Here is a 26,289-nt window from a genome sequence, read left to right on the forward strand (position 1 = left end):
CATCGAGGCTTAACTGATCGGCATCAACCACGCGGTTTCCTTTTTTTGCAAAGAATGTCAGCGCTTACCATTCATAACGTCCACCGATAGTGACGCCCAATGGCTGTTCGATATTGCGGCCATTGCTGTAATCGAAGTCGGCGTGTACATGAAAGCTTTTCGTCAGCGTCATGGCAAAGCCCGTAGCCAACTTCAGCCGTGACCCCGACAGGTCATTGTTGAAGACATTATTGTTGACCTCGACCTTATTGTTTTTGGCGAATTCGTGCGCCCAACTGGCGCGCAGATACGGCTGCAGGACTCGATCCTTCTCCAGTTCAATATTACGACCGACCGTTGCACCTGCCTCGCCGATAAAGGAATGCATGCGATCGCCTTCAGCTTGCAAATCGTTATCGAGGGAAAAGTTTTTGCCCTGAACCACGGACGCAGACCATTGGGTGAAAGGTTCGACATACACACCATCGCCAAGCGGTATATGGCGACCGACCTCGATTGATCCTCCAATACCTGTGTTGTCATAGTCACCTTTTGCACGCTTGCCGTCGCTAAGGCTTACTTTCGCTTCGTTACGAAATCGGTTGGCTTTCAAGACACCATCGAAATAAATGCCGGAGACCGCGTCGAGCCAGCTCAAGTAGGTGCCCAGATAGTAACTGTCGATCTTTCCTGAAGTTCCGGCATCAAGATCGAGGTCGGATTTGCTGTAACCAGCCATTGCGCCCACCAACCACTGGGAGTCGCCAATTGCAGCATCTGCCCCCAGGGTGAAACCCTGCTGAGTTTGCTTGTAACCCACGCCAGAACCATCGGCGACATTGTATTTTCTGCCGTAAGTGCGGCCCCAGGCACCGGCTCGCCCGCCATTGAAACGCAATTCCCCCATACGCGTGCGCAAGGGTGCGAGTTCTCCAAGCAAGATTGTCGAGGGGGTATTGAACAAGGCGAGAACAGACCTCGCGCCCGGACTGACCGTCCGAGTGCTTGGGTCCAGGATCCAGTCGTTGCCACTTTTTGCCAGGCCGTAAGAATAAGTACCCAGATCGACATCGCGGTTGATGAAGAACTGTGCATCGCCTCCAGCGGTCTGGACGACGCGGATAGGTTGTCCAGCCGCCGGATCAACGCCACTGCTCTCAATCAACAATTCGTGCGTCCCACTGGCATTGCCAGTGACGTTCAACAAATCGGTCTGCCCGGTGGCGAAATCAGTGCCCATAAAAAACCGACCCTCACCGGACAGCGAGCCCACGTTCAACTGGTAGAACGCATCGTTGCCGCCAAACACCACCGACCCACCGTTGTTAAGCGTCAATTGCTCAATGCTGCCATTGCCGACCATGACCCAACTCGACGTGTCATTGACAGTAGCGCTGGCAACGTTTTCCAAATGACCTGTCAAGGTGGAATTGTTCTGCAGCGTCAAATGTGTCGTGCTGCCCTGCTCCGAGACAATGTTGCCTGCCAGTTGGCTGTCGTTGACCAATAGTGAAGTATTCGCTCCGCCCTTTACGTCAAGCAGAGTGCCATTACCCGCGAGCAAGCGAGCGCGGGTAAGTGAAACTGTGGCTGTCGAGTCTGACGCATTGGCAAAGTCAACCAATATGGCCGATCCGGTTTGCCCCTGGACGGTAGTGTTTTCAAGATTCAGGACCGCGGGCCGGACTTCGTTGGGATCCAGATCGATCACGACACCTTCCTGCCCGCCCACAATCGTGCTACCTGTCGCAGATGCCTGACCACTCCGCAATCGAAGCCCGTAGCTGGTGGCTCCAGTGCCGATCAGTGTCGAGTCGACCAGATCAAGGGTACTGAAAGCACTCACCAGCGCTCCGCCCAGAACACCGCTGATCGTGCTTTTGTTGGCAACCGTGACGTGAGAGCCAATCTGCGTAGTGAAGTCACGAATCGCTTGAAGCCCAATGCGATTGCCAGTGATCGTGCTGCTATCGATCGTGGCGTCACTGTTGCTCAGAAGAACAGCGGCCAGTCCGCCCGTACCGACAACGGTTGCGCCGCTCAGATTGACCGTGGATCCATTACGCGCGGATATTTGTTGGGTCGTACTGCCAGCGTTGACGTTAAGGATAGAACTATCAGAGGTGATCTGAAGCGTCTGCGCACCATTGACCGTTAACTTGGCACCCTGGCTGAGGTCCCAGGATTCCGGGGTACCACCGCTTACGGTTTCGTCCCTACCAACAACCGGGGCTGCGGAGACCGATGAAATACACACGGAAAATAACGACGTACTTAAAACGATTCTTAAAAACGGAATGTTTGAATAGGTTGTCGATTTCTGCCACATAACTGTCACCTGCTGGATTAACGCTTGCGGCCCTCCACACAGACGACCGACCATTCGAGGGCTGGCAGACTATCCGGACTATTCAAATATTTATGTAGGATTAATCTCTATTTGCCGACGAATATTCCGCGAGAACTCTTGGAAGGGCGAAAAAAGCGGCGAGTTTTTAACCTCGCCGCCCGTAGTCGTGATCGCTAAGGGGTCGGTACAAAGTCTTCGCAGAACCGCCCTTCACTGTCATCCAAATCCAGTTCCCGGATCGCCACTCCTGAATCAGGTGTAGGGTTGTTGCCTGGCCCACCTCGCGAAATTACATACCAGACATGGCCCAATGCCTGGTGGGCAGGTTTGAAATCCTCTTCATAATCGCCGATTTCGATAACAACCCCATCGGTGGGAAAAGTCCCTGATATCGGATACTTGGTTTCAGCGTCTGTATCGGGAATAGGCGTTGACGGGTCATTACTTGGATAGGCGATATATTTCAATGTAATTTCCTCGCCATCCACAGTGAATGCGTTCGGCAATATACGCACCTGCAAATTTCGCCGTGGTGTGCCATCTCCTGGGAGTGTACCGGTAGGGAAATTTAGAGTCGCACATCCGATTCTTCGGGCCGGGCCTGCAAGATTGAGTATCTCCGGCGCGTCCATTTGAATCGGAAAGGCTTCTACAGGAATACCCCGAGGAGCGGACTTGTTTCGATTGTTACCGGTGGGCACATAGATTTCACAGCGTAGAACGTGTGTCAATCCACCGCCTAGTGCCTCCACCACCGACCACGGCAGGTTTCTGGAAATGGTTGTGCCTTCCTGCCCGGTAGTCAGGGGAACGGTAGCGAACGTTTTAGAGCCAAAAATAAAATCAAGCAACCAACCCTCTTCTGTCGGTGGAGTCGCCGGCATAGCCAAACTGGCCTGTATGCCATTATCGCCATAATCGGACTCCTTGATTTCGTTGTCACTGCCCGCCGTTGTTTCCAAGCTTGGCGCCGGCAGTGGATCTGCGCCGACAATTGATATATCCACATCAATATCGACACTGTCGGTTGCCAGGTCCTTGACACCACGAAACATTTCGAAGGCCACCGTCCGCTGAACGATACCGTCTGTATCTCCATATATCTGCTCTACCAACGCACGCGGTGCATAAAACTTAAGTTCAGTCTCAGTTCCGACTCTCTGTTCAGTTCCAACCTGTTCGTTGTGCAGAGTAACGAAGATCGTGTCTCTTGGAGAATTCGGAGTAGGGACTTTAACTACAATCTCGACTCCCCGCGGATCAGAAAGCATGTCTTCACGGTTAATCAGGTTATCGCCATCACCATCGGCCAACGTAACAATTGGCGGAAAAAACGTGCCAGGATCAGGCTCAGGTGTATGGACCACGTCGCGTTGGCTGAAATGGGAAGCGCGCGCCCTATTACCCGCCGCATCGATATTTACATAGACCAACCGATTGGGCCCCTCTTCAGCCGCCAAGAAAACAGCGGCAGGAATTTCGGTGTCCCGGTTGGTGGGAGACAGAGATCCTTTATGGACCGGTGTGTCGCGCTCAGTATCGGGCGCCGGGCTGAAGAACCAGTGAAAGGTATCATTGGGCAGGTAATTATGCGCGATAAATGGCTTGACGATAATGCCGGTCTTGCCGTCGAGATATGCATCATCGATTGGGTCCGTGGGGCCGAGATCGGAAGGCCAGGTAGGTGCGCTTGGTGTGCGGTCAGATGGCGGGGTCTTGACTACGTTGTAAGGCGTCCGGTCGATGGCAAAGGAGCTCTCGAGTGACGCAACGTCGTTTGTACCGTCCGCCCAAAAGATGTAGCGAAACTCCCATTCAGTTGGCTCTTCAGGGGTGGGGTCTTCTCTCAAAAAAGATTGCGCAATTTTAAAGGGTTGAGTCCAGTCTCTGCTCGCTACCGGTCCCAATTCCAAATATTGATCAACAAGAATATCGTTCCAGACAGTAGTGCCTTTTTTACGAATTTGCGGTTGAATGAAGTCGCGGTCTGCCTCCAAAGTAGGCTTCCTGATCAGATAATCCAGATCTTTATCAAGATGTGCGACAGGAATTCGCTTATCACCATCCGGAATAGTCTGCGCGGGAAAAGTGGGCGCAGCGGGGGGATCAACTAGTATGCCATCTGCCCTTTTGGTTTTTGATTGAAGTACCGCTTTGCCTTTCTCAATTATCGCACTCATGATTTCCTCGCTCCATCAAAGTAATAGCGCAACAATAAACAAACATTCGTCATCGCGCCCTTGCTCAAAATGAAAATCAATATCCATCAAGCATTCATTCAGCGTAATACATCACTTGCTTTCTTTGTTACCCCCTGCCTTCCCTTTGGAAAGACGCTAGGTCGGGCCGCAAAAACCGTCACCCGATATCACTCGATCAATTTTCAGAACCGCAAGTTTTGAAATGCCTACTAGCCTCTTACCGCGAAAAATCCGGTAGACAATTGTCGCGGAACACTGGTCATCCATTGGCTTTATATGGGGTTCGTAAGGCAGAACAGTCAGGCCGTATCCCCTTTCGATATCTTCCGCAGACAAGCTTTTCCGCACATCTTTCCAGCGAGCTCGTACAAACTCGACACCGCTTCCGTTCAATGAACGGTATCCTCTCCAGAGCGTTTCACAGCGGTCGCCGATTTTAAAATTATTCAACGGTGGAATATCAACCCGAATGCCTTCCCAAATGGGCGGGTCGGTATCACAATTAACGTAGCCCCATATGGTTGCATCACGAAAATCGGCCTCATCAAGTTCATCGGCTATAGGCGTGTGATCGATTGTCAAATTGCGGGGATCTGAACAGGACAGGTGGTCCGCAGTATCATAAACTTCATACCATAGCTGGCCGACGCCATCATTTAACAAATGCTCAGGACCGATATGAATGACGAATTCTGGCTGTATATCCGCTGGAAGATACTCCTTTATGATTTCTACAGGTGCCTGATCATTTTTTTCAAAACGGACAATGAGTTTGTCTCTTTCCCCTGGCTTCGTGGCATAGGAAGGCCACAGAGGGACCACCACATCAATGCCTTCGGAAAGCAACTCATAGGGAATATGCCCCTCTGGATCCAGTGAATGATCCAGTACCCCAATAACTTGAGGAGGATTGAAATTCAGCGGCCCACTGGATGACATTTGAACACCTCTTTCAATCTGAAATTCTGTTCGCTGGTGCCTGTTACTCCTGTACAGATTAAGGGCGCTTTCATGACTTTGGGCTACTGTCAGATCTGACAGGTATTTCTACCGTCTGTCGGATATTTCTGACTTCACCCCCTAAATCAAAGGCATTTTCACTTGACTTGAACGAAGCGCCTGTTGTCTCCTGAAACCGGTTTCAGAGAATAAGAAGACCCAACCGTGAACGATTTCTCCGCCGCCCAGCGCAGCCGCGTCACCATGCTAGACGTCGCCGAACACGCCGGCGTGTCCAAGGCAAGCGTCTCGCGCTTCATCGGCGACGACCGCGCCCTGCTCTCCGATGCGATTGCCCAGCGCATCGAGCTGGCGATTGCCGAACTCGGCTACCGTCCCAATCAAATGGCTCGAGGCTTGAAGCGCGGGCGCACCCGCCTGATCGGCATGCTGGTGGCCGATATCCGCAACCCCTATTCGATTGCCGTGATGCACGGGGTGGAAACCGCCTGCCGCCAACACGGTTACAGCCTGGTGGTGTGCAACACCGACCGCGATGACGAACAGGAACGCCAGCACCTGGCGCTGTTGCGCTCGTACAACATCGAAGGGCTGATCGTGAACACCCTGGGCCATCACCGGGATGAGCTGGATGAGTTGAAGCGGGAAATGCCGCTGGTACTGGTGGATCGCAAAGTCGATGGGCTGGAAAGCGACATGGTCGGGCTGAACAACCCGCAAGCCATCGAGATGGCGCTCGAACATCTTCAGCAACGTGGCTATCGCGATGTACTGCTGGTGACCGAACCCTATGACGGCACCAGTTCGCGGATCGAGCGGGTCAGCAGCTTTCAGCAGCAGATTGGCCAGCGCGAAGACATGCGTGGTGCAGTGCTGGAAACCGGCTCCAGTCTGGTTAAAGACCTTCAAACCTTTTTGAACACACCTGATTCAGGCCTGAAGGCCCTGTTCTGCGCCAATGGCGTGGCGGCGCTGGCCTGCACCCTTGCCTTGCGCGAGATCGGCTGCCGGTTATTCGAGGATGTCGGGCTGATCGCGCTGGATGATCTGGATTGGTATCCGTTGGTGGGCAGCGGGATTACTGCCCTTGCCCAGCCAACTGCCGAGATTGGGGCGCAGGCGTTTGAGTGTTTGCTCAAGCGGTTGCGTGGGAATGATGAAGCGGCGCGGACACTGGATTTTGCGCCGGTGCTTATTGAGCGCGGTTCGACCCGTGGGTTTTGTAGTGACTAATACGGCCTCTTCGCGGGCAAGCCCGCTCCCACAGGTATTGGGGTGTACCTGAGATTTGTGAGCGACCCGCTATCTGTGGGAGCTGGCTTGCCAGCGATGAGGCCAAAAAAAACAACACAGCCTTGGCTGATTTTTTTTGAACAAAAATGAAACCGGTTTCAGAGGTAAATAACAATGAATAAACCCGCCGTTTCCAGCAATTTCCCCAACCAAGGCTCGACCCATGTGTCATGCACGGATCATGACTCTTTTGCCCAAGTGATTAAACCCGCCGTTTCCAGCAGTTTCCCCAACCAAGGCTCGACCCATGTGTCATGCACGGATCATGACTCTTTTGCCCAAGTGACTAAACCCGCCGTTTCCATCAGCCTGTCCAGCTACGGCGCTGACCTCGTTCGCCGCAATGGTCAGGCTTCGTTCATCGAGGTGCTGGCCGCTGCCGGGGCCAATCGCATCGAGTGGCGCGAAGAACTGCTGACCAACGAAGTCCCCGATCTACTCGCCACCGCCACACACGCTCAAGGCCTGCAGAGCATCTATTCCTCACCCACCGAACTGTGGCTGGCCGGTCAGTCGCGACCCAATCCCGAACTCATCACCGCGCTGCAAAATGCCGAGGTTTTCGGTTCCAAGTGGCTAAAGGTTTCCCTGGGCTTCTTCACCGACAACAACGATTTGCAGACCCTCGCGCAAATTCTTGCGCAGAGCCCTGTGCAACTGCTGGTAGAGAACGACCAGACCCTGCACGGCGGGCGGATCGAACCGTTCCAGCGTTTCTTCGCTGCCGTCGAGCAACACAACCTGCCGATCAAGATGACCTTCGACATCGGCAACTGGCAGTGGCAAGACCAGTCCGCCACCAGCGCCGCACGCTTGTTGGGCCGTCATGTCGGTTACGTGCATTGCAAAGCCGTGGCCCGCCGTGCCGACGGCAAACTGGTGGCAGTACCGCCCGCCGCCACCGACCTGCATCTGTGGGAACAACTGCTGCGGCACATGGCCCAAGGGGTCATGCGCGCCGCCGAATACCCGTTGCAGGGCGATGACCTGGTGCAACTCACCACCGAACACGTCGCCGCCCTCGCCCGCCTCGGCCAATCCCGTCTGGAGCCTGCTCATGTCTGAGATCGATATTCTGTCGTTCGGCGAAACCATGGCCATGTTTGTCGCTGAACAGAGCGGCGATCTGGCAGCGGTTGAGCAGTTCCACAAACGGATTGCCGGGGCGGACAGCAACGTCGCCATCGGCTTGTCGCGGCTGGGCTTCAGGGTCGCGTGGCTAAGCCGGGTCGGTGCTGATTCGCTGGGACGATTTGTCGTCGAAACCCTGGCCCGTGAGGGACTGGATTGCAGCCATGTCGAAGTCGACAAGGCTCATCCGACCGGTTTCCAGCTTAAGTCGCGCAACGATGACGGCAGCGATCCGACGGTCGAGTACTTTCGTCGTGGCTCGGCAGCCAGCCATCTGTCACCGCAGTCGATCAACCCAACGTTATTAAGCGCCCGGCACCTGCACGCCACCGGTATTCCGCCGGCGCTGTCCGCGTCGGCGCGGGAAATGTCCCATGCACTGATGACGCGCATGCGCAACGCCGGGCGCAGCGTGTCGTTCGACCCGAACCTGCGCCCGAGCCTGTGGGCCAGCGAACGGGAGATGATCAGCGAGATCAACCGTCTCGCCGCCCTCGCCCACTGGGTGCTGCCGGGGTTGAGCGAAGGTCGCTTGCTGACCGGGTTTGAGGACCCGGCGGATATCGCGGCGTTTTATCTCGATCAAGGTGCGGAAGCCGTAGCGATCAAGCTCGGGCCGCAGGGTGCGTATTACCGCACCCATCTGGATCAGGGGTTTGTCGCCGGCGTGCCGGTCCAGACCGTGGTCGATACGGTGGGGGCCGGGGACGGATTTGCGGTGGGGATGATCAGCGCCCTGCTGGAGCACCAGAGTTTTCCCGAGGCGGTGAGACGCGCCAACTGGATTGGCAGTCGAGCGGTGCAGAGCCGTGGTGATATGGAAGGTTTGCCGACCCGATCCGAACTGTCTGCTGAATTCGAGGCCACCAATCGCGAGCAGGCTCGCTCCCACACAGGATCGGGTTCCAACTCAGACCCCTTGTGGGAGCGAGCCTGCTCGCGATAGGGCCAGTACAAACAACCAATCAATTGAACCTGCTGCGACAAAAACAACAAGCTCAGGAGCAAGACCATGAAAACCGCAACCCTCGCCACCCGCCGCTGGTGGTACATCATGCCGATCGTGTTCATCACCTACAGCCTGGCGTACCTGGACCGGGCCAATTACGGGTTCGCCGCCGCCTCCGGGATGGCCGCCGACCTGATGATCACCCCGGGCCTGTCCTCGCTGCTCGGCGCGCTGTTCTTCCTCGGTTACTTTTTCTTCCAGGTGCCCGGCGCGATCTACGCGCAAAAGCACAGCGTGAAGAAGCTGATTTTCGTCAGCCTGATCCTCTGGGGTGGGCTCGCCACGCTGACCGGCGTGGTCTCCAACGCCTATTGGCTGATCGTCATCCGCTTCATGCTCGGCGTGGTCGAAGCGGCGGTGATGCCGGCGATGCTGGTCTATCTCTGCCACTGGTTCACCCGCGCCGAACGCTCGCGGGCCAACACCTTCCTGATCCTCGGCAACCCGGTGACGATGCTGTGGATGTCGGTGGTGTCGGGCTATCTGGTGCAGCATTTCAGCTGGCGCTGGATGTTCATCATCGAAGGTCTGCCGGCAGTCCTTTGGGCCTTTATCTGGTGGAAGCTGGCCGATGATCGTCCGGCCCAGGCCAAGTGGCTCAACGACCAGGAGAAGCACGATCTGGAAAGCGCCCTGGCTGCCGAACAGGTCGGGATCAAAGCGGTGAAGAACTACGCCGAAGCCTTCCGTTCGCCGAAGGTGATCATTCTGGCGCTGCAATTTTTTTGCTGGAGCATCGGCGTCTACGGCTTCGTGTTGTGGCTGCCGTCGATCCTCAAGGCCGGCGCGCAGATGGACATGATCGAGGCCGGCTGGCTCTCGGCCCTGCCTTATCTGGCGGCAGTGATCGGCATGCTGCTGGTGTCCTGGGGCTCGGACAAACTGCAAAAGCGCAAACGCTTCGTCTGGCCGCCGCTGCTGATTGCCTCGGTGGCGTTCTACGGTTCCTACGCCTTGGGCGCGGAGCATTTCTGGTGGTCGTACACGCTGCTGGTGATCGCTGGCGCCTGCATGTACGCGCCTTACGGGCCGTTCTTCGCCATCGTCCCCGAGATCCTGCCGGCCAATGTCGCCGGCGGTGCGATGGCGCTGATCAACAGCATGGGCGCCCTCGGTTCGTTCGGCGGATCGTATCTGGTCGGCTACCTGAACAGCTCCACCGGTTCGCCCGGTGCTTCGTACCTGTTGATGAGCGGCGCGCTGATGCTCTCGGTGGTGCTGACGATTTTTCTCAAGCCCGGCGCCAGCGACCGGGTGACGGCCAAGCGCGTCGCACCGTGTCCGCAGCCGGCCCATTCCTGAATTGATAGAGAGATGACTGCGATGAAAAAGCAGGTTGTGCTGTACAAAAAACTGTCGCCGGCGCTGATGGCGCGCCTTGAGGAACAGGTCGATGTGACGCTTATCGACAGCCTCGACGCCGATGGCCTGATGAAACTGCGCGACGCCCTGCCCGGTGCCCACGGCTTGCTCGGCGCGAGCCTGAAACTGGACGCGGCGCTGCTCGATCTGGCACCGCAGCTGGAAGCGATTTCCAGCGTCTCGGTGGGCGTCGACAACTACGACATCGACTACCTGACCCGGCGCAAAATCCTGCTGACCAACACCCCGGACGTGCTCACCGAAACCACCGCCGACACCGGTTTCGCCCTGATCCTGGCCAGCGCCCGGCGCGTGGTGGAACTGGCGAACATGGTGCGCGGCGGTCACTGGCATCGCAGCATCGGCCCGGCGCATTTCGGCACCGATGTGCACGGCAAGACGCTGGGCATCATCGGTATGGGGCGGATCGGTGAGGCGCTGGCGCAGCGGGGGCATTTCGGCTTCGGGATGCCGGTGATCTATCACAGCCAGTCGCGCAAACCGGCGGTTGAAGAACGTTTCGATGCGCAGTACCGCAGCCTGGAGGACCTGTTGCAGCAGGCGGATTTCATCTGCCTGACCTTGCCGCTGACAGCGCAGACTGAAGGTTTGATTGGCGCCGAGCAGTTTGCGTTGATGCGCCCGGAGAGCATCTTCATCAATATTTCCCGGGGCAAGGTGGTGGACGAGGCGGCGCTGATCGACACCTTGCGCCATAACCGGATTCGCGCGGCGGGGCTGGATGTATTTGAGCGTGAACCGTTGAATCATGACTCGCCGTTGTTGCAGCTGAACAACGTGGTGGCGACGCCGCACATGGGCTCGGCGACCCATGAGACGCGCGAGGCGATGGCGCGGTGTGCGGTGGAGAATCTGTTGGCGGCGTTGGCTGGGAAGAAGCCGATGAATCTGGTGAACTCATCAGCTTGGCAGAGCTGAAGCTTTCAGCGCTTGTACCGGCCCTTTCGCGAGCAGGCTCGCTCCCACAGTGTTCTGCGGTGTACACAATACCTGTGGGAGCGAGCCTGCTCGCGAAGGGGCCAGTAAAGACAACACAGAACCTTCAGGCACTGCGCACTTGCAGAAGCTGCGCAGCACAAAAGGCAATCCGCGAACACGCATCCGCCAGTTTCACTCTATCCACCACCAGCCCGATGCGAATATGCCCCGCCGCACTGGGCCCGAACGCTTCCCCTGCCAGCACCGAAACCCCATACCCCTCCAACAGGCGCTCGGCAAAGTCCTGCGCGCCGAGCCCGGTCTGGCGCACATCGACCATCACGAACATCCCGCCATCCGGCTTGATCGGGTACAACCCCGGACACCCACGTAACCGCTCGCACACCAGATCCCGACGCAAGCGGTATTCCTCGCGCATCTGCGTCACTTCCGGCAGATCTTTCTCCAGCGCGATCTGCGCCGCTTTCTGCACAAAGTCCGGCAGCCCGAACAACATGCTCAGCGACAGATTCACCAGATGTTCCGCCAAGGGTTTCGGCCCGATCATCCAGCCGATCCGCCACCCGGTCATCGCATGGGATTTGGATAGGCTGTTAATGGTCGCGGTGCGCTCGGCCATGCCCGGCAGGCTCGCCGGGCTGACGTGCTCGCCTTCGTATAACAATTCGCTGTAGACCTCATCGCTGATCAGCCACAGGTCATGACGGATACACAGCGCCGCCAGCTCTTGCCAGATCAGCAGCGACAGGCTCGCACCGGAAGGATTGTTGGGACTGTTGAGCAAAATGGCTCGTGTCCTGGGAGTGATCCGCGCCGCGACATCCGCCGGGTCGACGCGAAAACCATTCTCCGGACGTACCGGCACAGGCACCACGGTTGCGCCGCAGGCACCGAACACGCCTTCGTAGGTCACGTACATCGGTTCGGCAACGATCACTTCATCGCCCGGATCCAGCAGACATTGCGCCACCGAATACACCGCGCATTGCGCGCCGGGCAGCACGATCACCTGCTCGGCATCCACATCCTGGCCGCTGTTGCGTCGATGGCGCTCGGCGATCTGCTTGCGCAGCTCCAGCCGGCCGCGCACGTCGGAATAATGGGTATCGCCCGCCAGCAGGCTGTCGATGGCGCCGTGGATGATCGGCAGCGGCGTATCGAAATCCGGATCACCCACGGACAGCAGCAACACATCAATCCCCTCGGCGCGCAGCTCCAGCGCTCGGTCGTGAATCCGCCAGGCCGCTGCTCCCTCCCCGGCAATTCGTTGGGTCAAGGCTGAATAGCGCATGTACGTCTCCTGATTGCGCGGTCTCCAGCCTTCACCCTAGGTCAAATCACAAAGCGCGCCACCATCGCATTCAAATCCACCGCCAGGCGCGACAGTTCGTGGGTCGCGGCGCTGGTTTGATTCGCGCCAGCAGCTGACTGGGTGGCCAGGTCGCGAATGTTGACCAGGTTGCGGTCGACCTCGCGGGACACCTGCGCCTGCTCTTCCGAGGCGCTGGCGATCACCAGGTTGCGCTCGTTGATCTGGTGAATCGATTGGGTGATCTGCTCCAGTGCAACACCGGCGGCGCGGGCCATTTCCAGGGTGGTCTGGGTGCGCTGGTTGCTTTGCTGCATCGACTCGACCGCTTCACCGGTTCCGTTCTGGATGCCGGCGACCATTTTTTCGATTTCCTGGGTCGATTGCGCAGTGCGATGGGCCAGGGCGCGAACTTCGTCCGCTACCACCGCGAATCCGCGCCCGGCTTCACCGGCACGGGCCGCTTCGATGGCGGCGTTGAGCGCCAGCAGGTTGGTCTGTTCGGCGATGGCGCGGATCACGTCCAGCACCTTGCCGATGTCGCGGCCCTGAGCGGCCAGGCCTTCGATCATTTGCGCGGTGTTCTGCACGTCGTGGGTCATGGTCTGGATCGCGTCGACGGTTTTCACCACCTGATCGCGACCTTCACGGGCGGCGTGGGTCGACTGGTTCGAAGCTTCGGAGGTCGACACTGCGTTGCGTGCCACCTCTTCCACCGCTGCGGTCATTTCGTTGACCGCAGTGGCGGCCTGTTCGATTTCGTCGTTCTGCTGTTGCAAGCCACGGGACGCTTCTTCGGTCACGGCGCTGAGTTCTTCGGCGGCGGCGCCCAGTTGCGTGGCGGAGCTGGCGATCTGTTCGATGGTTTTGCGCAGGTTGGTCTGCATCGCTGCCAGCGCTTCAAGCAGGCGCGCCGGTTCGTCCTTGCCGTCGATTTCGATGGCTTTGGTCAGGTTGCCGCCAGCGATAGTTTGCGCGGCAGCGACGGCGCGGTTCAGCGGGGTGACGATGCTGCGGGTCAGCAGCCAGGCCAGCAATACGGTCAACAACGCGGCAATTACAGACACGGCGACGATGCCGGTAATGGCACTGTTGTAATACTCACCCGCCTGAGTGGAAGCGGTCTTCGCGTCGGCGGCGTTGATCGCGATCAGCTTGTTGAGTTGTTCGCCCATCTTGTCGGTGCCGTCCTTGATCTTCGTGTTGATCAAGGCGCGCATCTCGTCGAGCTTGTCCTGACGCGACAGCTCCATCATCTGATTCTGCGCTTGCACATAGTTGTCGAGAGTCGTCGAAAACTCCTGATATAACGCGCGTTCCTCCGGGCCGGCCGGCAGTACCGCGTAACTGGCCTGGGCAGCGCGCACCTTGTCCACCAGCACACCGATGCGGGTCTGGGCTTCCTGCAAACCGGCCGGTTCGCGGTTGACCAGAATGCGGAACGAGAGAATCCGCAGGCGCAGCACGTTCTCCGTCACCACCGCGAGTTGGGTGACGCTTGGCAACTGCGTCGAGTCCATCTCCAGGGAAGCCTGACGGATGATCGACATGCGATTGACGGCGAACACGCCGAGCACGATCACCAACAAGGCAATGAAGGCAAAACCGAGGAAGGCACGGGGCGCGATATTCAGATTACGCAGGGACATAGGAGGACTCTCGGATAGTTGAAACTACGAGCGTCCATGCCGTTATCACGGGCCCGTGGGCGGGCTTCGTTCCGGCGTCACTGTTTTGGAAAATCTTGTGTGCGCCTGATTTCTGTATCGGCCAGGCTTGAGGAAGTTTGCGGGGAAAGATGAAATATTTTTCACGGCGCTGCGGGTGTTTCAGCACTGAAACACCCGTCGTTTCAGATGATGACTGACAGGTCAGGCCGGAGTTGCAATACGCCATACGCGAGCAATATCTGTTGCACGTTCACGCAACAGGCGCGGGGCTTCGGCGCAGGCCTGTTCAAGGGTCATCGGGCCGCTGGTGACCGCGAATGCAGCGTCGATGCCGTGATCGTAGAGCGCTTGATAGCCCTCGCCGAGGGTCCCGGCGATGACGATCACGGGGACGCCGTGTTGCTTGGCGATCCGCGCCACGCCAAACGGGGTTTTGCCGCGCAGGGTCTGGGCATCGAAGCGCCCTTCGCCGGTAATCAGCAGATCCGCGCCCTTCACAGCTTCGGCCAGACCGACCAGCTCGGCGACCACTTCGACACCGGCCTGGAATCGCGCACCGAGAAACGCCTTGGCGGCAAAGCCCAATCCACCTGCGGCACCGCTGCCCGGTTCATCCCGTACATCCTTGCCCAGCGCTTGCGCGCAGAGTTCGGCGAAGTGACCGAGGGCCTGATCCAGTTGTTGCACTTGCGCAGGGGATGCGCCCTTCTGCGGGCCGAAAATCGCCGAGGCGCCGTGGGGGCCGCACAGCGGATTGTTGACATCGGCGGCGATGTCGAAACGCACTTGCGTCAGACGCGGGTCGAGCTCGCTCAGGTCCAGACGTGCAAGTTGCGCCAACGCCAAACCTCCCGGCACCAGCGATTGCCCTTGAGCATCCAGCAGTTTCACGCCCAACGCTTGCATGGCGCCGGCGCCACCGTCGTTGGTGGCACTGCCGCCGATGGCCAGAATGACTCGCTGCGCGCCGGTATCCAGCGCGGCGCGGATCAGCTCACCCGTGCCGAAGGTGCTGCTGATGCACGCGTCACGCTGCCCCGGCGGCACCAACTGCAGACCGCTGGCCTCGGCCATTTCGATGATTGCGGTGTGGTTGTGTGGCAGCCAGCCCCACGCAGCTTCGACCGCTGCGCCCAACGGGCCGCGCACGCGGGTCCGGCGCAATTCGCCTTCGCACGCGGCGAGAATCGACTCCACCGTGCCTTCGCCACCGTCGGCCATCGGGCACTTGACCAGCGTCGCCTGCGGCCAGACCTGCGCCAGGCCCAACGCAATGGCTTCTGCAACGCCTTGGGCACTCAGGCTGTCCTTGAACGAATCGGGGGCGATGACGATTTTCATGCGAATTCTCCAGTTCCAATGCCCCTCATGCTGCCAGTCGCCTTGCGCGTTGACGCCTGTCCGCTGCACAAGTCGTGCAGGCGTTTATTGTTCATTTCGACAAATCGTCGGTCTGCGGCAGCAATTGCACACCCAGATATAACGCCAGCATCCCGTCGAGTTTCAGCGGATCGACCCCACTCAACTCGGCAATCCGCTCCATCCGGTAACGCAGGCTGTTGCGGTGGATACCCAAGGCATCGGCGCAAGCCTGGCTCTGCCCGTCGTGATCGCACCAACTGCGCAGGGTTGCGAGCAACTGGCCGTTGCTGTCCTTGGCGATGACTTTGCGCAATGGTTTGAGCAGTTCATCCAGCGCATCGTCGTTGCGATGGCGCCAGAGCATTACCGGCAAGCGGTAGCGATTGAGAGTCAGGAGCCGTGAACGCGGCAGCACTTCGCGACCATAGGCGAGCAGATCGCCGACCCGCCGATAGCAACGGCGCAACCCGGCCAGTCCGTCGGCCTGCCCGCCAACCGCGATACGCAGAATGTTCCAGCCCAGACCATCGAGTTTTTCCAGCAGGCGATCATGCTCGACATTCTGACTCGCCGGCCGGCACCAGAGCAGTGACGACTTGGCCGAGCTCACACACCAACTGTCGGGATAGCGCGACACCAGCCAGGCACTCAGCGCCTCGACGGTTTGCCCCGGCCCGTGCTCCACCCCCAACTCGAACAGATACGGCACCCGCGTCAGTTGCGGTTTGAGGCCTAGTTGCTGGGCCTCGTCGATCAGCCTTGGCGAATCCCCCGCCTCGCTCAACAGCAGCGCCAGCAAGTCATCGCAGCGCTGTCGCCGCCATTGCTGTTCGGATTGCTGGTTGCGTTGACCTACCAGCATCTCGGCGGTCATGCGCACCAGTTCGGCGTAAGTGCGCAGTTGCTCCGGCTCGCCGGTGATACCGAGTACACCGATCAAACGCTGATCCAGCAGCAACGGCAGATTGATCCCCGGCTGCACACCTTTCAAATGCACCGCCGTCTGCGCGTCGATTTCCACCACCCGCCCGTTGGCCAGCACCAGTTGCGCGCCTTCGTGGCGGGTGTTGATCCGCTCCGGCTCGCCACTGCCGAGGATCAGCCCCTGGCTGTCCATGACGTTGACGTTGTACGGCAAAATGGCCATGGCCCGGTCGACGATGTCCTGGGCGAGGTCGTGATCGAGTTCGAACATAGGGGCTGGAATCCTTGAAAACAGGCGCGGACGGTTGTTCACCCGCACAGGGTCTGGCGGCAAACCCTGTGCTCAGGCACAAAGACAATCCGGCCAAAGGTGGCCGAGACTCTCAGGGCGATCAACGTTACCCTTTGCATCGCAAAAAATCATAATAAAGAGAGAGCCGCCATGTCGCAGAGCGCCGCTGCCGCCCAGACCATCGCTGACGATAAAAATGCCGTCTACAAACGCATCACCCTGCGTTTGATCCCCTTCATCTTCATCTGCTACCTGTTCAACTACCTCGACCGGGTCAACGTTGGATTCGCCAAACTGCAGATGCTCGACGCGCTGAAATTCAGCGAAACCGTGTACGGCCTCGGTGCCGGTATCTTCTTCATCGGCTACGTGCTGTGCGGCGTGCCGAGCAACCTGGCGCTGACCAAGTTCGGGCCACGGCGCTGGATCGCGCTGATGATGATCACCTGGGGCACGCTGTCGACCTGCCTGCTGTTCGTCACCACGCCGACCGAGTTCTACACCCTGCGCCTGTTCACCGGCGCGGCCGAAGCCGGGTTCTTCCCGGGCGTTGTGCTCTACCTTTCGCAGTGGTTCCCGACCTTCCGCCGTGGCCGGATCATGGCGTTGTTCATGTCGGCGATCCCGGTGTCCGGCCTGCTCGGCAGCCCGTTCTCCGGCTGGATCCTCAATCACTTCGCCGCCGGCCAGGGCGGTTTGGCCGGCTGGCAGTGGATGTTCCTGCTGCAAGGCATTCCGACCGTGGTACTGGGCGCACTCGCCTACTTCCTGCTCAGCGACAACTTCGCCAACGCCAAATGGCTGACCCCGCATGAACGCTCGGTGCTGGAAGCGGACCAGGCCGAAGACCTGGCGAACAAGCCGAAAACCACCTCCGATTCGCTGATCGCCGTGTTCAAGAACCCGGCGATCTGGGCCTTCGGCCTGATCTACTTCTGCATCCAGAGCGGCGTGTACGCGATCAACTTCTGGCTGCCGTCGATCATCAAGAACCTCGGCTTCAGCGACAACCTGGTGATTGGCTGGTTGAGTGCGATTCCGTATCTGTTGGCCGCCGTGTTCATGCTGGTGGTGGGTCGTTCGGCGGACTTGCGTAAAGAACGTCGCTGGCACTTGGTGGTGCCGATGTTGATGGGCGCTGTCGGCCTGCTGATCGCGGTGAACTTCGCGGCGAATCCGGCGATTGCGATCCTCGGTCTGACCATTGCGACCATGGGTGCGTTGACTGGGTTGCCGATGTTCTGGCCAGTGCCGACGGCCATGCTGAGCGCGGGTGCTGCGGCGGGTGGGTTGGCGTTGATCAACTCCATGGGGCAGATGGCGGGGTTCTTGAGCCCTTACCTTGTGGGTTGGGTCAAAGACAGCACCGGGTCGACGGATGCGGCGTTGTACCTGCTGGCGGGTGTGATTGTTGGCGGGAGTTTGCTGGCGTTGCGGATGACGCGGACGTTGCGGGCTTAAGCCTTAGTCGAAATACAGAAACGGCCCATTACCGGGCCGTTTTTCTTTTGGATCTAGCTACAGCGGTGCTTCAGTCTTGAGTTCCAGATTATCCAGTGCCCGGTTCACCGCCAGTTCACTCAGCATGATCAGTTGCGCAATGCCCAGCAGCACATGCCTCTGCGAGCCGTCCACCAGTCCGGCGAAGTCGGTCGCCATGACTTTGGCAGAGGTCAGCGTCTCGCAGGCATCGGCCAGCAGTTCTTCGCTGTCGATGCCGGGGGCGATGAGGTAGCGGGCGTTGGGTTTGAGCAGCGGTTTTCTGGGAAGCAGCGGATTGAGGTAGTGATCGAGGGCGCGTTCGGCGGCTTCGTGGAATTTCTTGGAATCGAGGGTTTCGTAGGGGGACGTTGAATCGGCTTCGGGTGGGTTGGGTGTTGGTTTGATCATGGTGAAACTCCTAAGGCGCTTATTGGAGCCACCACACTCGCTACCAAACGATGGTGGTGGCCAGACGCAGGTTGGTAGACCGGGCCTTAGGAGAAACGGCGCACCCGAAGGTGCCCTGCGAATGACCACCATAAAACAGAGACAAAAGACTCTACAAAATGGAGCACTCTGCACTTAAAGACCCGGGCTACCAAACCCGATCGCTGTTCTTTTCAGCGACGGGACAACGATAAAACCCGGCCCATAAGCGCACAAGCCGGCGGATTCTGGCTTAGTCGTAGGCAACGGCGCAAGGTTGCGTAGCCTGGGTGCGTGTCTGGAAGTGTCCTTTAAACGTATGGCTTAAACACTGCGGTGCACTTGAGAACCTACCCCCTCACCCCAGCCCTCTCCCCCGGGGGGGCGAGGGGGAAAGGGAGCCGATCCAGGTGCTTTTCAAAGCCCGAGTTCGACTCGATATCCCAGGTCGGCGTACCTCGTGAGAACACCTCAGTCGGCTCCCTCTCCCTCCGGGAGAGGGCTGGGGTGAGGGCGCTCTTGATTCTAGGCCCCGATTTCGCATCCAACTCCAGAACCACCCCACCCGGCATCTGCACAAAAATCTGCCAGATCCCATCCTCCGGCACCTGCGCCACCTGATACGGCAACCCACTCCCCTGCACCCGCTTCAAAACCACCGCCGCCTCTTCATCGGTGCGAAACGCAATATGGCTCAAAGCAGTCTCGCCCGGCGCAGGCTGCTCAATCACATGCACCAACGCCTCCCCATCCTGATACAACCACCGCCCAGGAAACGGAAACGGCGGCCGACGCCCCGGCGTCAATCCCAATAACCCGCCGAAAGCGTCCTGCAGCGTCTGCCCATCAGCGGTGTTGAAGGCGAGATGATCAAATGTCCACGTCATGTCTGTCTCCTGCGGTTATTCAGGATTCCAGTATCTGTGCTTGCCAATCGCAGAAAAATCCCGCAAAACGCCAAGGATCTTCAACGGATTTTTACTAATGAGCTCAATCCTCGATCTGGAAATCTTCGTCCGCACCGCCGACTCCGGCAGCATTTCCGCCGCCGCCCGGGCGCTGGAGCTGACGCCGGCCGCCGCCAGCATCGCGTTGAAACGCCTGGAAACCCGCCTCGGCATCCGCCTCTTCGCCCGCTCGACCCGCAGCATGCGCCTGACCGAAGAAGGCCGGCGCTATCTGGAAAGCGTGCGTCTTGCATTGGCGACACTGGCCGAGGGCGAGCAGGCCCTGAAGCAGCAGACCGAAGGCCTGAGCGGCGTGCTGCAACTGGCAGCGCCGTCGGATTTCGGGCGCAATGTGCTACTGCCGTGGCTGGATGATTTCAAGCGCGAACACCCGCACATTCAACTGCAATTGCTGCTCAACGACCGGCATGCGGATCTGTTTCGCGAGACTGTGGATGTGGCGCTGCGCTTTGGCGTGCCGATTGATTCGACGCTGGTGGCGTTGCCGATCCTGCCTGAGCATCGTCGTGTCGCCTGCGCCAGTCCTGCCTATCTGAAGCGCCACGGTACACCGCAAAATCCTGCCGAATTGAGCGAGCACAGCGCCCTGCTCTACCTGCGCAACGGCCGTCCTTACAACACCTGGCGTTTCCATCGCGACGACGAAACGCTGGAAGTCGAAGTGCGCGGCGACTACCTCAGCGACGACGGCGAAGTCGCCCGCCGCTGGGCACTCGCCGGGCACGGCATCGCCTATAAAGCCTGGCTCGACGTCGCCGAAGACGTGCGCGCCGGGCGGCTGGTGACACTGTTCGATGACTGGCACGGCGAGAGCGTACCGTTCAATCTGTTGTGCCCGCACCGGGTGCAGGTGTCGGAGCGGGTGAAGGTGTTGCAGGCGTTTTTGCGGGTGCGCTGCGAGGCACTGCGCCGATAAATTCACTTTGCCGCGCCGGGCGCTTCTGGTATTTGATGGAAGCTTTCCCACCGACAAAAGGATTTCGGCATGAGCTATCGCACACTGGGTCACTCGGGGTTGCAGGTTTCCACTCTCACCCTTGGCACGATGATGTTCGGCGAGCAGACCAGCGCAGAGGATTCGCTGCGCATCATCGACAAGGCCTGGGATCAGGGCATCAATTTCATCGACACGGCTGACGTCTACACCAATGGCCGCTCGGAAGAGATCGTCGGCGAGGCCATTGCCCGTCATCGGCATGAATGGGTGCTGGCGACAAAGGTCGGTTTCGGCCCGGTGGACGGCGTGCCGAACCGCAGCGGTCTGAGCCGCAAGCACATTTTCAATGGTCTGGAGGCCAGCCTGACCCGGCTCGGCACCGACTACCTCGACATCTATTACCTGCATCGCGAGGACCACAACACCCCGCTGGAAGTGACGATCTCGGCCATAGGCGATCTGATTCGCCAGGGCAAAATCCGTTATTGGGGCCTGTCGAACTATCGCGGCTGGCGGATTGCCGAGGTGATTCGAGTGGCGGACAAACTGGGAGTCGATCGCCCGGTGATCAGCCAGCCGCTGTACAACATCGTCAACCGCCAGGCCGAAACCGAGCAGATTACCGCCGCCCAGAGCTACGGCCTCGGCGTGGTGCCTTACAGCCCGCTAGCCCGTGGCGTGCTCAGCGGCAAGTACGCGCCGGACGTGACTCCGGATGCCAACAGCCGTGCCGGGCGTCAGGACAAGCGCATTCTGGAAACCGAATGGCGCGTGGAGTCGCTGCGCATTGCCCAGCAGATTCAGCAATACACCAGGGAGCGTGGGGTCGGGATCGTCGAGTTTGCGATTGCCTGGGTGCTGAACAACGGTGCGGTGACGTCGGCGATCGTCGGGCCGCGCACTGAAGAGCAGTGGGATGCGTACACCAAAGCGCAGTCGGTGAAGATTACAGCGCAGGATGAGGCGTTTATCGACTCGCTGGTGACGCCGGGGCATGCGTCGACGCCGGGGTTTAATGATGTGAGCCATTTTGTTTCAGGCCGCAAACCCCATCAGGCGTAGGATTTTCCTAAACCTTGAACAGCCGATACAATCGGCTGTTTTTTAATCGAATCAAGCGCGATCAAACGGAAGCTGATTGATCGTTCGGAATTTGCCAGGGATCAGCACATGTCCAATCGCTCCGCCGAGCTCTTCAGAAAGCCACTGCGCGGGCTGCTGTTCAAATTAACGGGCGATAAAGATCTGCGCCCCCTCACTTGCGCTATAGAGCCCGCAACTTTCGGCGATCGCCGCCCTTCCCTCGCGTACCGGGCCGACATTGACGGACTTCGCGCCATCGCTGTTCTACTGGTGTTGATCTTCCACGGCGGACTGGCGCTTTTCCCGTCCGGTTTCATCGGCGTCGATATCTTCTTCGTGATTTCGGGTTATTTGACCACCGCTATCATCATGAAGTCGCTGCACAACGGTACGTTCACTTTCTCCGGGTTCTACACGCGCCGGATCTGGCGACTGCAACCGGCCGTTATTGCTTTATTGATCGTCACATTGATGCTCACGACGCTGCTGTACTTGCCCGATGATTACGTCGATTTTTTAAAAAGCGAAAAGTACACCTCGTTAATCATCTCCAACCAGTACTTTTCCAAAGTGACCACGGGTTACGCCACACCGGATGCAGCAAGCCTGCCGCTGTTGCACACCTGGTCTCTGGCCATCGAATGGCAGTGGTATCTGATACTCCCCCTGGGCATCTGGCTGCTCAACCGCTATCTGCCGAACGTTATTTTCAAAGCGGCGGTGCTCGGCCTGACCGTGGCAGCAATGGTGCTCGCACTGTACCTGTCTTACGCCACTCCTGAGAAAAACTACTACTTCTTCGCTGCGCGGATTTTCGAATTGATGATCGGCTCTTGTGCGGTCATCTTCAGTACGGGCAAGTTCCGGCTCAATCGCCTGAGCGCCTCTGTGGTCTGTGCACTTTCGCTGGTCACGATCATCTATTGCGCCACCCGGGACGATATCTTGCCGGGATTCCCGCAATACCATGCCATTGCCGTGTGTCTCGCCACTGCAGCATTGCTGTATCAGGGGATTGGTGATGCAAGCATTTTCGCCAAGCTGCTCGCGTTTAGACCCTTGGTGTTTATCGGCACGCTCTCGTACTCCTTGTATCTATGGCACTGGCCGATCCTGGCGGTGATGAATTACATGGGAATCGCGCTAACCCCGTCGATGACAATCATTTACTTCGTTTGCACTTTCGTCTCGGCCTGGCTCTCTTATGTGCTGATTGAAAACAAGTTCCGCAAGGCACGATTTGGTTTTGCCAAAACGCTCGTGGTACTGATGATTTTGCCCGCTATCGGCCTGTCGCTGCTGCACTCGGCCAGTGTCAGGCACGAAGGCTGGCCGGGCCGCTTCAATCAGGGCTACAGCAACATGCTCAACGATTTGAAAGCATCCGTGCCAGTTGCTCGGGAAGGATGTCTTGGTGTCAGCGATGGTGCCGATCCTGGCTGCATATCGGGCGCCGATCACGCGGCGCCACAAATATTTCTGATGGGCGATTCGTTTTCGAATCACTACTGGGGTTTCGTTGAAACGCTGGCCAGGGACGCCAATCTTGCTGTACTCGCACAGGCTTACCCGGCGTGCCTGGCGTTGCCCGGGATCTACCAGTACGACGCGAAAAAATACAAGAACGCGTTGTTTCAAAAATGCCACGACGCCGCTCAACGCTATTACGAGATGATTGCGAACAAGCACTTCAAGTATGTGATTTTGGGCCAGTTCTGGGAGGCTTATCTGAACGGTGACATCGTCACTAAACGCGATGATCCTCACAGCCTGGAACTGTCTCGACAACGCTTTGGCGTAGCAATCCGGCAAGCCCTGGATATTATCGTCGCATCAGGCGCTATCCCGGTGTTTCTGGAGAACACGCTGCCCATGCCATCTGGGATCAACGCGTGCCTGCTGCGCCAGGTCAAGTTGCGTGGGTTGATGGGCAGTGTCGAGCAAGGCAACCTCTGCGCTACTACGCCATGGTCCGGCAGCAAAGAACCAGCGCTGGAAACACTCTTTAATGACCTGAAGACTGAGTACCCCGGGTTAATTGTCATTGACCCGAAAACCGTGCAATGCACAGGTGATGCGTGCATGAACACGGTCGACGGTTTTCCGGTCTATCGTGACATAGGGCACATCACCGATTACGCCTCTTACAAGTTTGGCGAGATGTACCTCATGAACTTTGGCAATCCCTTGCAAGGTGCGCAGTGATGATTCGTGCCTCCGGACGGGCTCCGCAGCAAGGCTGAACGCTTCGCGAGCAGGCGAAGGTCTACAGGCTGTTTGATGTGTGGCAAATATTGAGCACCTGCCCAATATTCAGCACAAAAACCACGTATCCTTCGCTCCCCGTTTGACCATCACCCCCGCGAGGACAGTTTGTCTAAAGGTATCGCTCTCTCGGTAACAGCCTCGACGCTGTTTGCCGTCATGTATTACTACACCTCGCTGCTCACTCCGTTGAGCGGCGTGGAAATCTTCGGTTGGCGGATGCTGCTGACCGTGCCCTGCATGACCGTGTTCATGCTGGTTTCCGGCGAATGGCGGCGAGTGCTGGAGCTGCTGCGCCGGGTTCCTGCGCTGCCGAAGTTGATTGGCGGCCTTATTATTTCGTCAGCGCTGCTGGGCGTGCAGTTGTGGCTGTTCATGTGGGCGCCGCTCAATGGCTACAGCCTCGATGTTTCGCTGGGCTACTTCCTGTTGCCGCTGGCCATGGTGCTGACCGGGCGCATCGCTTATGGCGAAAGCCTGTCGTACCTGCAAAAAGTCGCGGTGTTCTTTGCCAGCCTCGGCGTGTTGAACGAGTTGTATCAGGTCGGCGGGTTTTCCTGGGCGACGCTGGTCGTGGTCGTCGGTTACCCGTTGTATTTCGTGCTGCGCAAATACCTCAAGACCGACAATCTCGGCGGTTTGTGGGTCGACATGACTTTGATGCTGCCGGTGGCGTACTGGTTTGTGCGTGGCGGTGAACAGGGTTTCGGCGTGTTCGATCAGTACCCGGCGCTGACGTGGCTGATACCGCTGCTCGGCCTGATCAGTGCCTCGGCGCTGGTGGTCTACATCATCGCCAGCCGCTTGCTGCCGTTCAGCCTGTTTGGTTTGTTGAGTTACGTTGAGCCGGTGTTGCTGCTCGGAGTGGCGCTGCTGCTCGGCGAGAGCATCAAGCCCGGTGAATGGCTGACCTACATCCCGATCTGGCTCGCGGTGGTGGTGCTGGTGTTTGAAGGGTTCAAGCACCTGATGCGCCAGCGGCGCCCGTAATACGCGCAATAAAAAGCCCGGCCTGCATTTCTGCAGGCCGGGCTTTTTTACATCTGAGGCGGATTACTCGGTAGCGAGCACGCCACGACGCACCTGGTCACGCTCGATCGATTCGAACAGTGCCTTGAAGTTGCCTTCGCCGAAACCATCGTCGCCCTTGCGCTGGATGAATTCGAAGAACACCGGCCCCATCAGGGTTTCCGAGAAGATCTGCAGCAGCAGACGCTTGTCTTCTTTATCTGACGCACCGTCGAGCAGGATGCCGCGCGATTGCAGTTGATCGACCGGCTCGCCGTGGTTCGGCAGGCGGCCTTCGAGCATTTCGTAGTAGGTGTCCGGCGGCGCGGTCATGAAGCGCATGCCGATCTTCTTCAACTGATCCCAGGTCTTGACCAGATCGTCGGTGAGGAACGCCACGTGCTGGATGCCTTCGCCGTTGAACTGCATCAGGAACTCTTCGATCTGCCCGGCACCCTTCGACGACTCTTCGTTGAGCGGAATGCGGATCATGCCGTCCGGCGCGGTCATCGCTTTCGAGGTCAGGCCGGTGTACTCGCCCTTGATGTCGAAGTAGCGGATCTCGCGGAAGTTGAACAGCTTCTCGTAGAAGTTCGCCCAGTAGGCCATGCGACCGCGATACACGTTGTGAGTCAGATGATCGATGATCTTCAGGCCGGCACCGACCGGGTTGCGGTCAACGCCTTCAAGGAACACGAAGTCGATGTCATAGATCGAGCTGCCTTCGCCGAAACGGTCGATCAGGTACAACGGCGCGCCGCCAATGCCTTTGATCGCCGGCAGGTTCAGCTCCATCGGGCCGGTTTCGATGTGGATCGGCTGGGCGCCGAGTTCCAGTGCGCGGTTGTAAGCCTTCTGCGAATCCTTGACCCGGAACGCCATGCCGCAAACCGACGGGCCGTGCTCGGCCGCGAAGTACGAAGCAACGCTGTGGGGTTCGTTGTTGAGGATCAGGTTAATCGCGCCCTGGCGATACAGGTGCACGTTCTTGGAGCGGTGGGTCGCGACCTTGGTGAAGCCCATGATCTCGAAGATCGGCTCCAGGGTGCCAGGTGTCGGCGATGCGAACTCAATGAACTCGAAGCCCATCAGGCCCATTGGGTTTTCGTATAAATCTGCCATGGTTGGCGCCTCATCATTCTTATCAATTAACCAGAGTTATTTGTCAGTAATGCTGAGACCGGTGGGCGGCGCACAGGAGATGCCACGCACACTGCGGGCGAGGAAGTCACCGTAGATCAGTTGAAACCCGAATATCTTCATTGTCGACCCAAGGCTCTTGCGGGCGAGGCTTCTGCTGCCAGAAGACGATTATTAT

The 26,289-nt window shown here is 58.4% G+C and carries 19 protein-coding genes and 1 pseudogene; 10 read left to right on the forward strand and 10 right to left on the reverse strand.

The window, feature by feature from the left end; translation table 11 throughout:
• Positions 1-64 precede the first annotated feature (64 nt).
• The 3 genes from CAF76_RS02340 to CAF76_RS02350 form a co-directional block, all read right to left on the reverse strand.
• Positions 65-2,308, reverse strand: coding sequence for an autotransporter outer membrane beta-barrel domain-containing protein (locus CAF76_RS02340; RefSeq protein WP_085646676.1), 2,244 nt, complete (start codon positions 2,306-2,308; stop codon positions 65-67).
• 194 nt (positions 2,309-2,502) lie between these two features.
• Entirely contained in the window at positions 2,503-4,509 is a 2,007-nt protein-coding gene (locus CAF76_RS02345; RefSeq protein ID WP_085646677.1) for a hypothetical protein, read from the reverse strand.
• A 156-nt stretch (positions 4,510-4,665) separates the two neighbouring features.
• Entirely contained in the window at positions 4,666-5,469 is an 804-nt protein-coding gene (locus tag CAF76_RS02350) for a hypothetical protein (protein WP_085646678.1), read from the reverse strand.
• A gap of 225 nt (positions 5,470-5,694) precedes the next feature.
• Between CAF76_RS02350 and CAF76_RS02355 the strand changes: the two genes are divergently transcribed.
• From CAF76_RS02355 to CAF76_RS02375, 5 genes are all read left to right on the forward strand, one after another.
• The gene (locus CAF76_RS02355; protein ID WP_085646679.1) at positions 5,695-6,723 is read left to right on the forward strand and encodes a LacI family DNA-binding transcriptional regulator; all 1,029 of its coding nucleotides are present in this window, start codon (positions 5,695-5,697) and stop codon (positions 6,721-6,723) included.
• Positions 6,724-7,065: 342 nt separating this feature from the next.
• Positions 7,066-7,848 (forward strand): sugar phosphate isomerase/epimerase, encoded by a 783-nt coding sequence (locus CAF76_RS02360; protein ID WP_064596894.1) that lies wholly within the window; start codon positions 7,066-7,068, stop codon positions 7,846-7,848.
• Entirely contained in the window at positions 7,841-8,860 is a 1,020-nt protein-coding gene (locus CAF76_RS02365) for a sugar kinase (protein ID WP_143491795.1), read from the forward strand. Before CAF76_RS02360 ends, CAF76_RS02365 begins: the two co-directional genes overlap by 8 nt.
• Positions 8,861-8,926: 66 nt before the next feature.
• Positions 8,927-10,225 (forward strand): MFS transporter, encoded by a 1,299-nt coding sequence (locus CAF76_RS02370; protein WP_064596897.1) that lies wholly within the window; start codon positions 8,927-8,929, stop codon positions 10,223-10,225.
• 21 nt (positions 10,226-10,246) lie between these two features.
• Complete coding sequence (locus tag CAF76_RS02375) at positions 10,247-11,224, forward strand: D-glycerate dehydrogenase (RefSeq protein ID WP_064600846.1); 978 nt, start codon at positions 10,247-10,249, stop codon at positions 11,222-11,224.
• A gap of 124 nt (positions 11,225-11,348) precedes the next feature.
• On the opposite strand, the gene CAF76_RS02380 is transcribed toward CAF76_RS02375, so the two are convergent.
• The 4 genes from CAF76_RS02380 to CAF76_RS02395 all read right to left on the reverse strand — a co-directional run bounded on the left by CAF76_RS02380 (position 11,349) and on the right by CAF76_RS02395 (position 16,781).
• Positions 11,349-12,536 carry a pyridoxal phosphate-dependent aminotransferase gene (locus tag CAF76_RS02380; protein WP_085646680.1) on the reverse strand — a complete coding sequence of 396 codons (1,188 nt, stop codon included), beginning with the start codon at positions 12,534-12,536 and terminating at the stop codon, positions 11,349-11,351.
• Between the two features lie 41 nt (positions 12,537-12,577).
• Positions 12,578-14,203: a methyl-accepting chemotaxis protein gene (locus tag CAF76_RS02385; RefSeq protein WP_085646681.1), complete on the reverse strand. Its 1,626-nt coding sequence runs from the start codon at positions 14,201-14,203 to the stop codon at positions 12,578-12,580.
• Between the two features lie 222 nt (positions 14,204-14,425).
• Positions 14,426-15,565: a glycerate kinase gene (locus CAF76_RS02390; RefSeq protein ID WP_085646682.1), complete on the reverse strand. Its 1,140-nt coding sequence runs from the start codon at positions 15,563-15,565 to the stop codon at positions 14,426-14,428.
• Positions 15,566-15,656: 91 nt separating this feature from the next.
• Positions 15,657-16,781: a sugar diacid recognition domain-containing protein gene (locus tag CAF76_RS02395; protein WP_085646683.1), complete on the reverse strand. Its 1,125-nt coding sequence runs from the start codon at positions 16,779-16,781 to the stop codon at positions 15,657-15,659.
• Positions 16,782-16,952: 171 nt separating this feature from the next.
• Between CAF76_RS02395 and CAF76_RS02400 the strand changes: the two genes are divergently transcribed.
• A complete protein-coding gene (locus tag CAF76_RS02400) occupies positions 16,953-18,263 on the forward strand; it encodes an MFS transporter (protein ID WP_085646684.1) in 1,311 nt (436 codons plus the stop codon).
• 57 nt (positions 18,264-18,320) lie between these two features.
• On the opposite strand, the gene CAF76_RS02405 is transcribed toward CAF76_RS02400, so the two are convergent.
• Both CAF76_RS02405 and CAF76_RS02410 read right to left on the reverse strand, forming a co-directional pair.
• Positions 18,321-18,692, reverse strand: coding sequence for a DUF6124 family protein (locus CAF76_RS02405; RefSeq protein ID WP_011334319.1), 372 nt, complete (start codon positions 18,690-18,692; stop codon positions 18,321-18,323).
• A gap of 548 nt (positions 18,693-19,240) precedes the next feature.
• A pseudogene (locus CAF76_RS02410) lies at positions 19,241-19,597 on the reverse strand (hypothetical protein); the annotation flags it as partial.
• Between the two features lie 97 nt (positions 19,598-19,694).
• Between CAF76_RS02410 and CAF76_RS02415 the strand changes: the two are divergent.
• From CAF76_RS02415 to rarD, 4 genes are all read left to right on the forward strand, one after another.
• On the forward strand, positions 19,695-20,594 hold the full coding sequence (locus CAF76_RS02415; RefSeq protein WP_085646685.1) for a LysR family transcriptional regulator: 900 nt from the start codon (positions 19,695-19,697) through the stop codon (positions 20,592-20,594).
• A gap of 69 nt (positions 20,595-20,663) precedes the next feature.
• A complete protein-coding gene (locus CAF76_RS02420; protein ID WP_085646686.1) occupies positions 20,664-21,677 on the forward strand; it encodes an aldo/keto reductase in 1,014 nt (337 codons plus the stop codon).
• A 108-nt stretch (positions 21,678-21,785) separates the two neighbouring features.
• Positions 21,786-23,903, forward strand: coding sequence for an acyltransferase family protein (locus CAF76_RS02425; protein WP_085646687.1), 2,118 nt, complete (start codon positions 21,786-21,788; stop codon positions 23,901-23,903).
• A gap of 168 nt (positions 23,904-24,071) precedes the next feature.
• Positions 24,072-24,953, forward strand: a complete 882-nt coding sequence (rarD, locus tag CAF76_RS02430) for an EamA family transporter RarD (protein WP_085646688.1) — start codon at positions 24,072-24,074, stop codon at positions 24,951-24,953.
• 63 nt (positions 24,954-25,016) lie between these two features.
• Here rarD and hppD read toward each other — a convergent pair whose 3' ends face one another.
• Positions 25,017-26,093, reverse strand: coding sequence for a 4-hydroxyphenylpyruvate dioxygenase (gene hppD, locus CAF76_RS02435; protein WP_007958955.1), 1,077 nt, complete (start codon positions 26,091-26,093; stop codon positions 25,017-25,019).
• Positions 26,094-26,289 lie beyond the last annotated feature (196 nt).

Origin of the sequence: Pseudomonas sp. B40(2017) (assembly GCF_002112855.1) — a bacterium.
GTDB classification, from domain to species: domain Bacteria; phylum Pseudomonadota; class Gammaproteobacteria; order Pseudomonadales; family Pseudomonadaceae; genus Aquipseudomonas; species Aquipseudomonas pharyngis.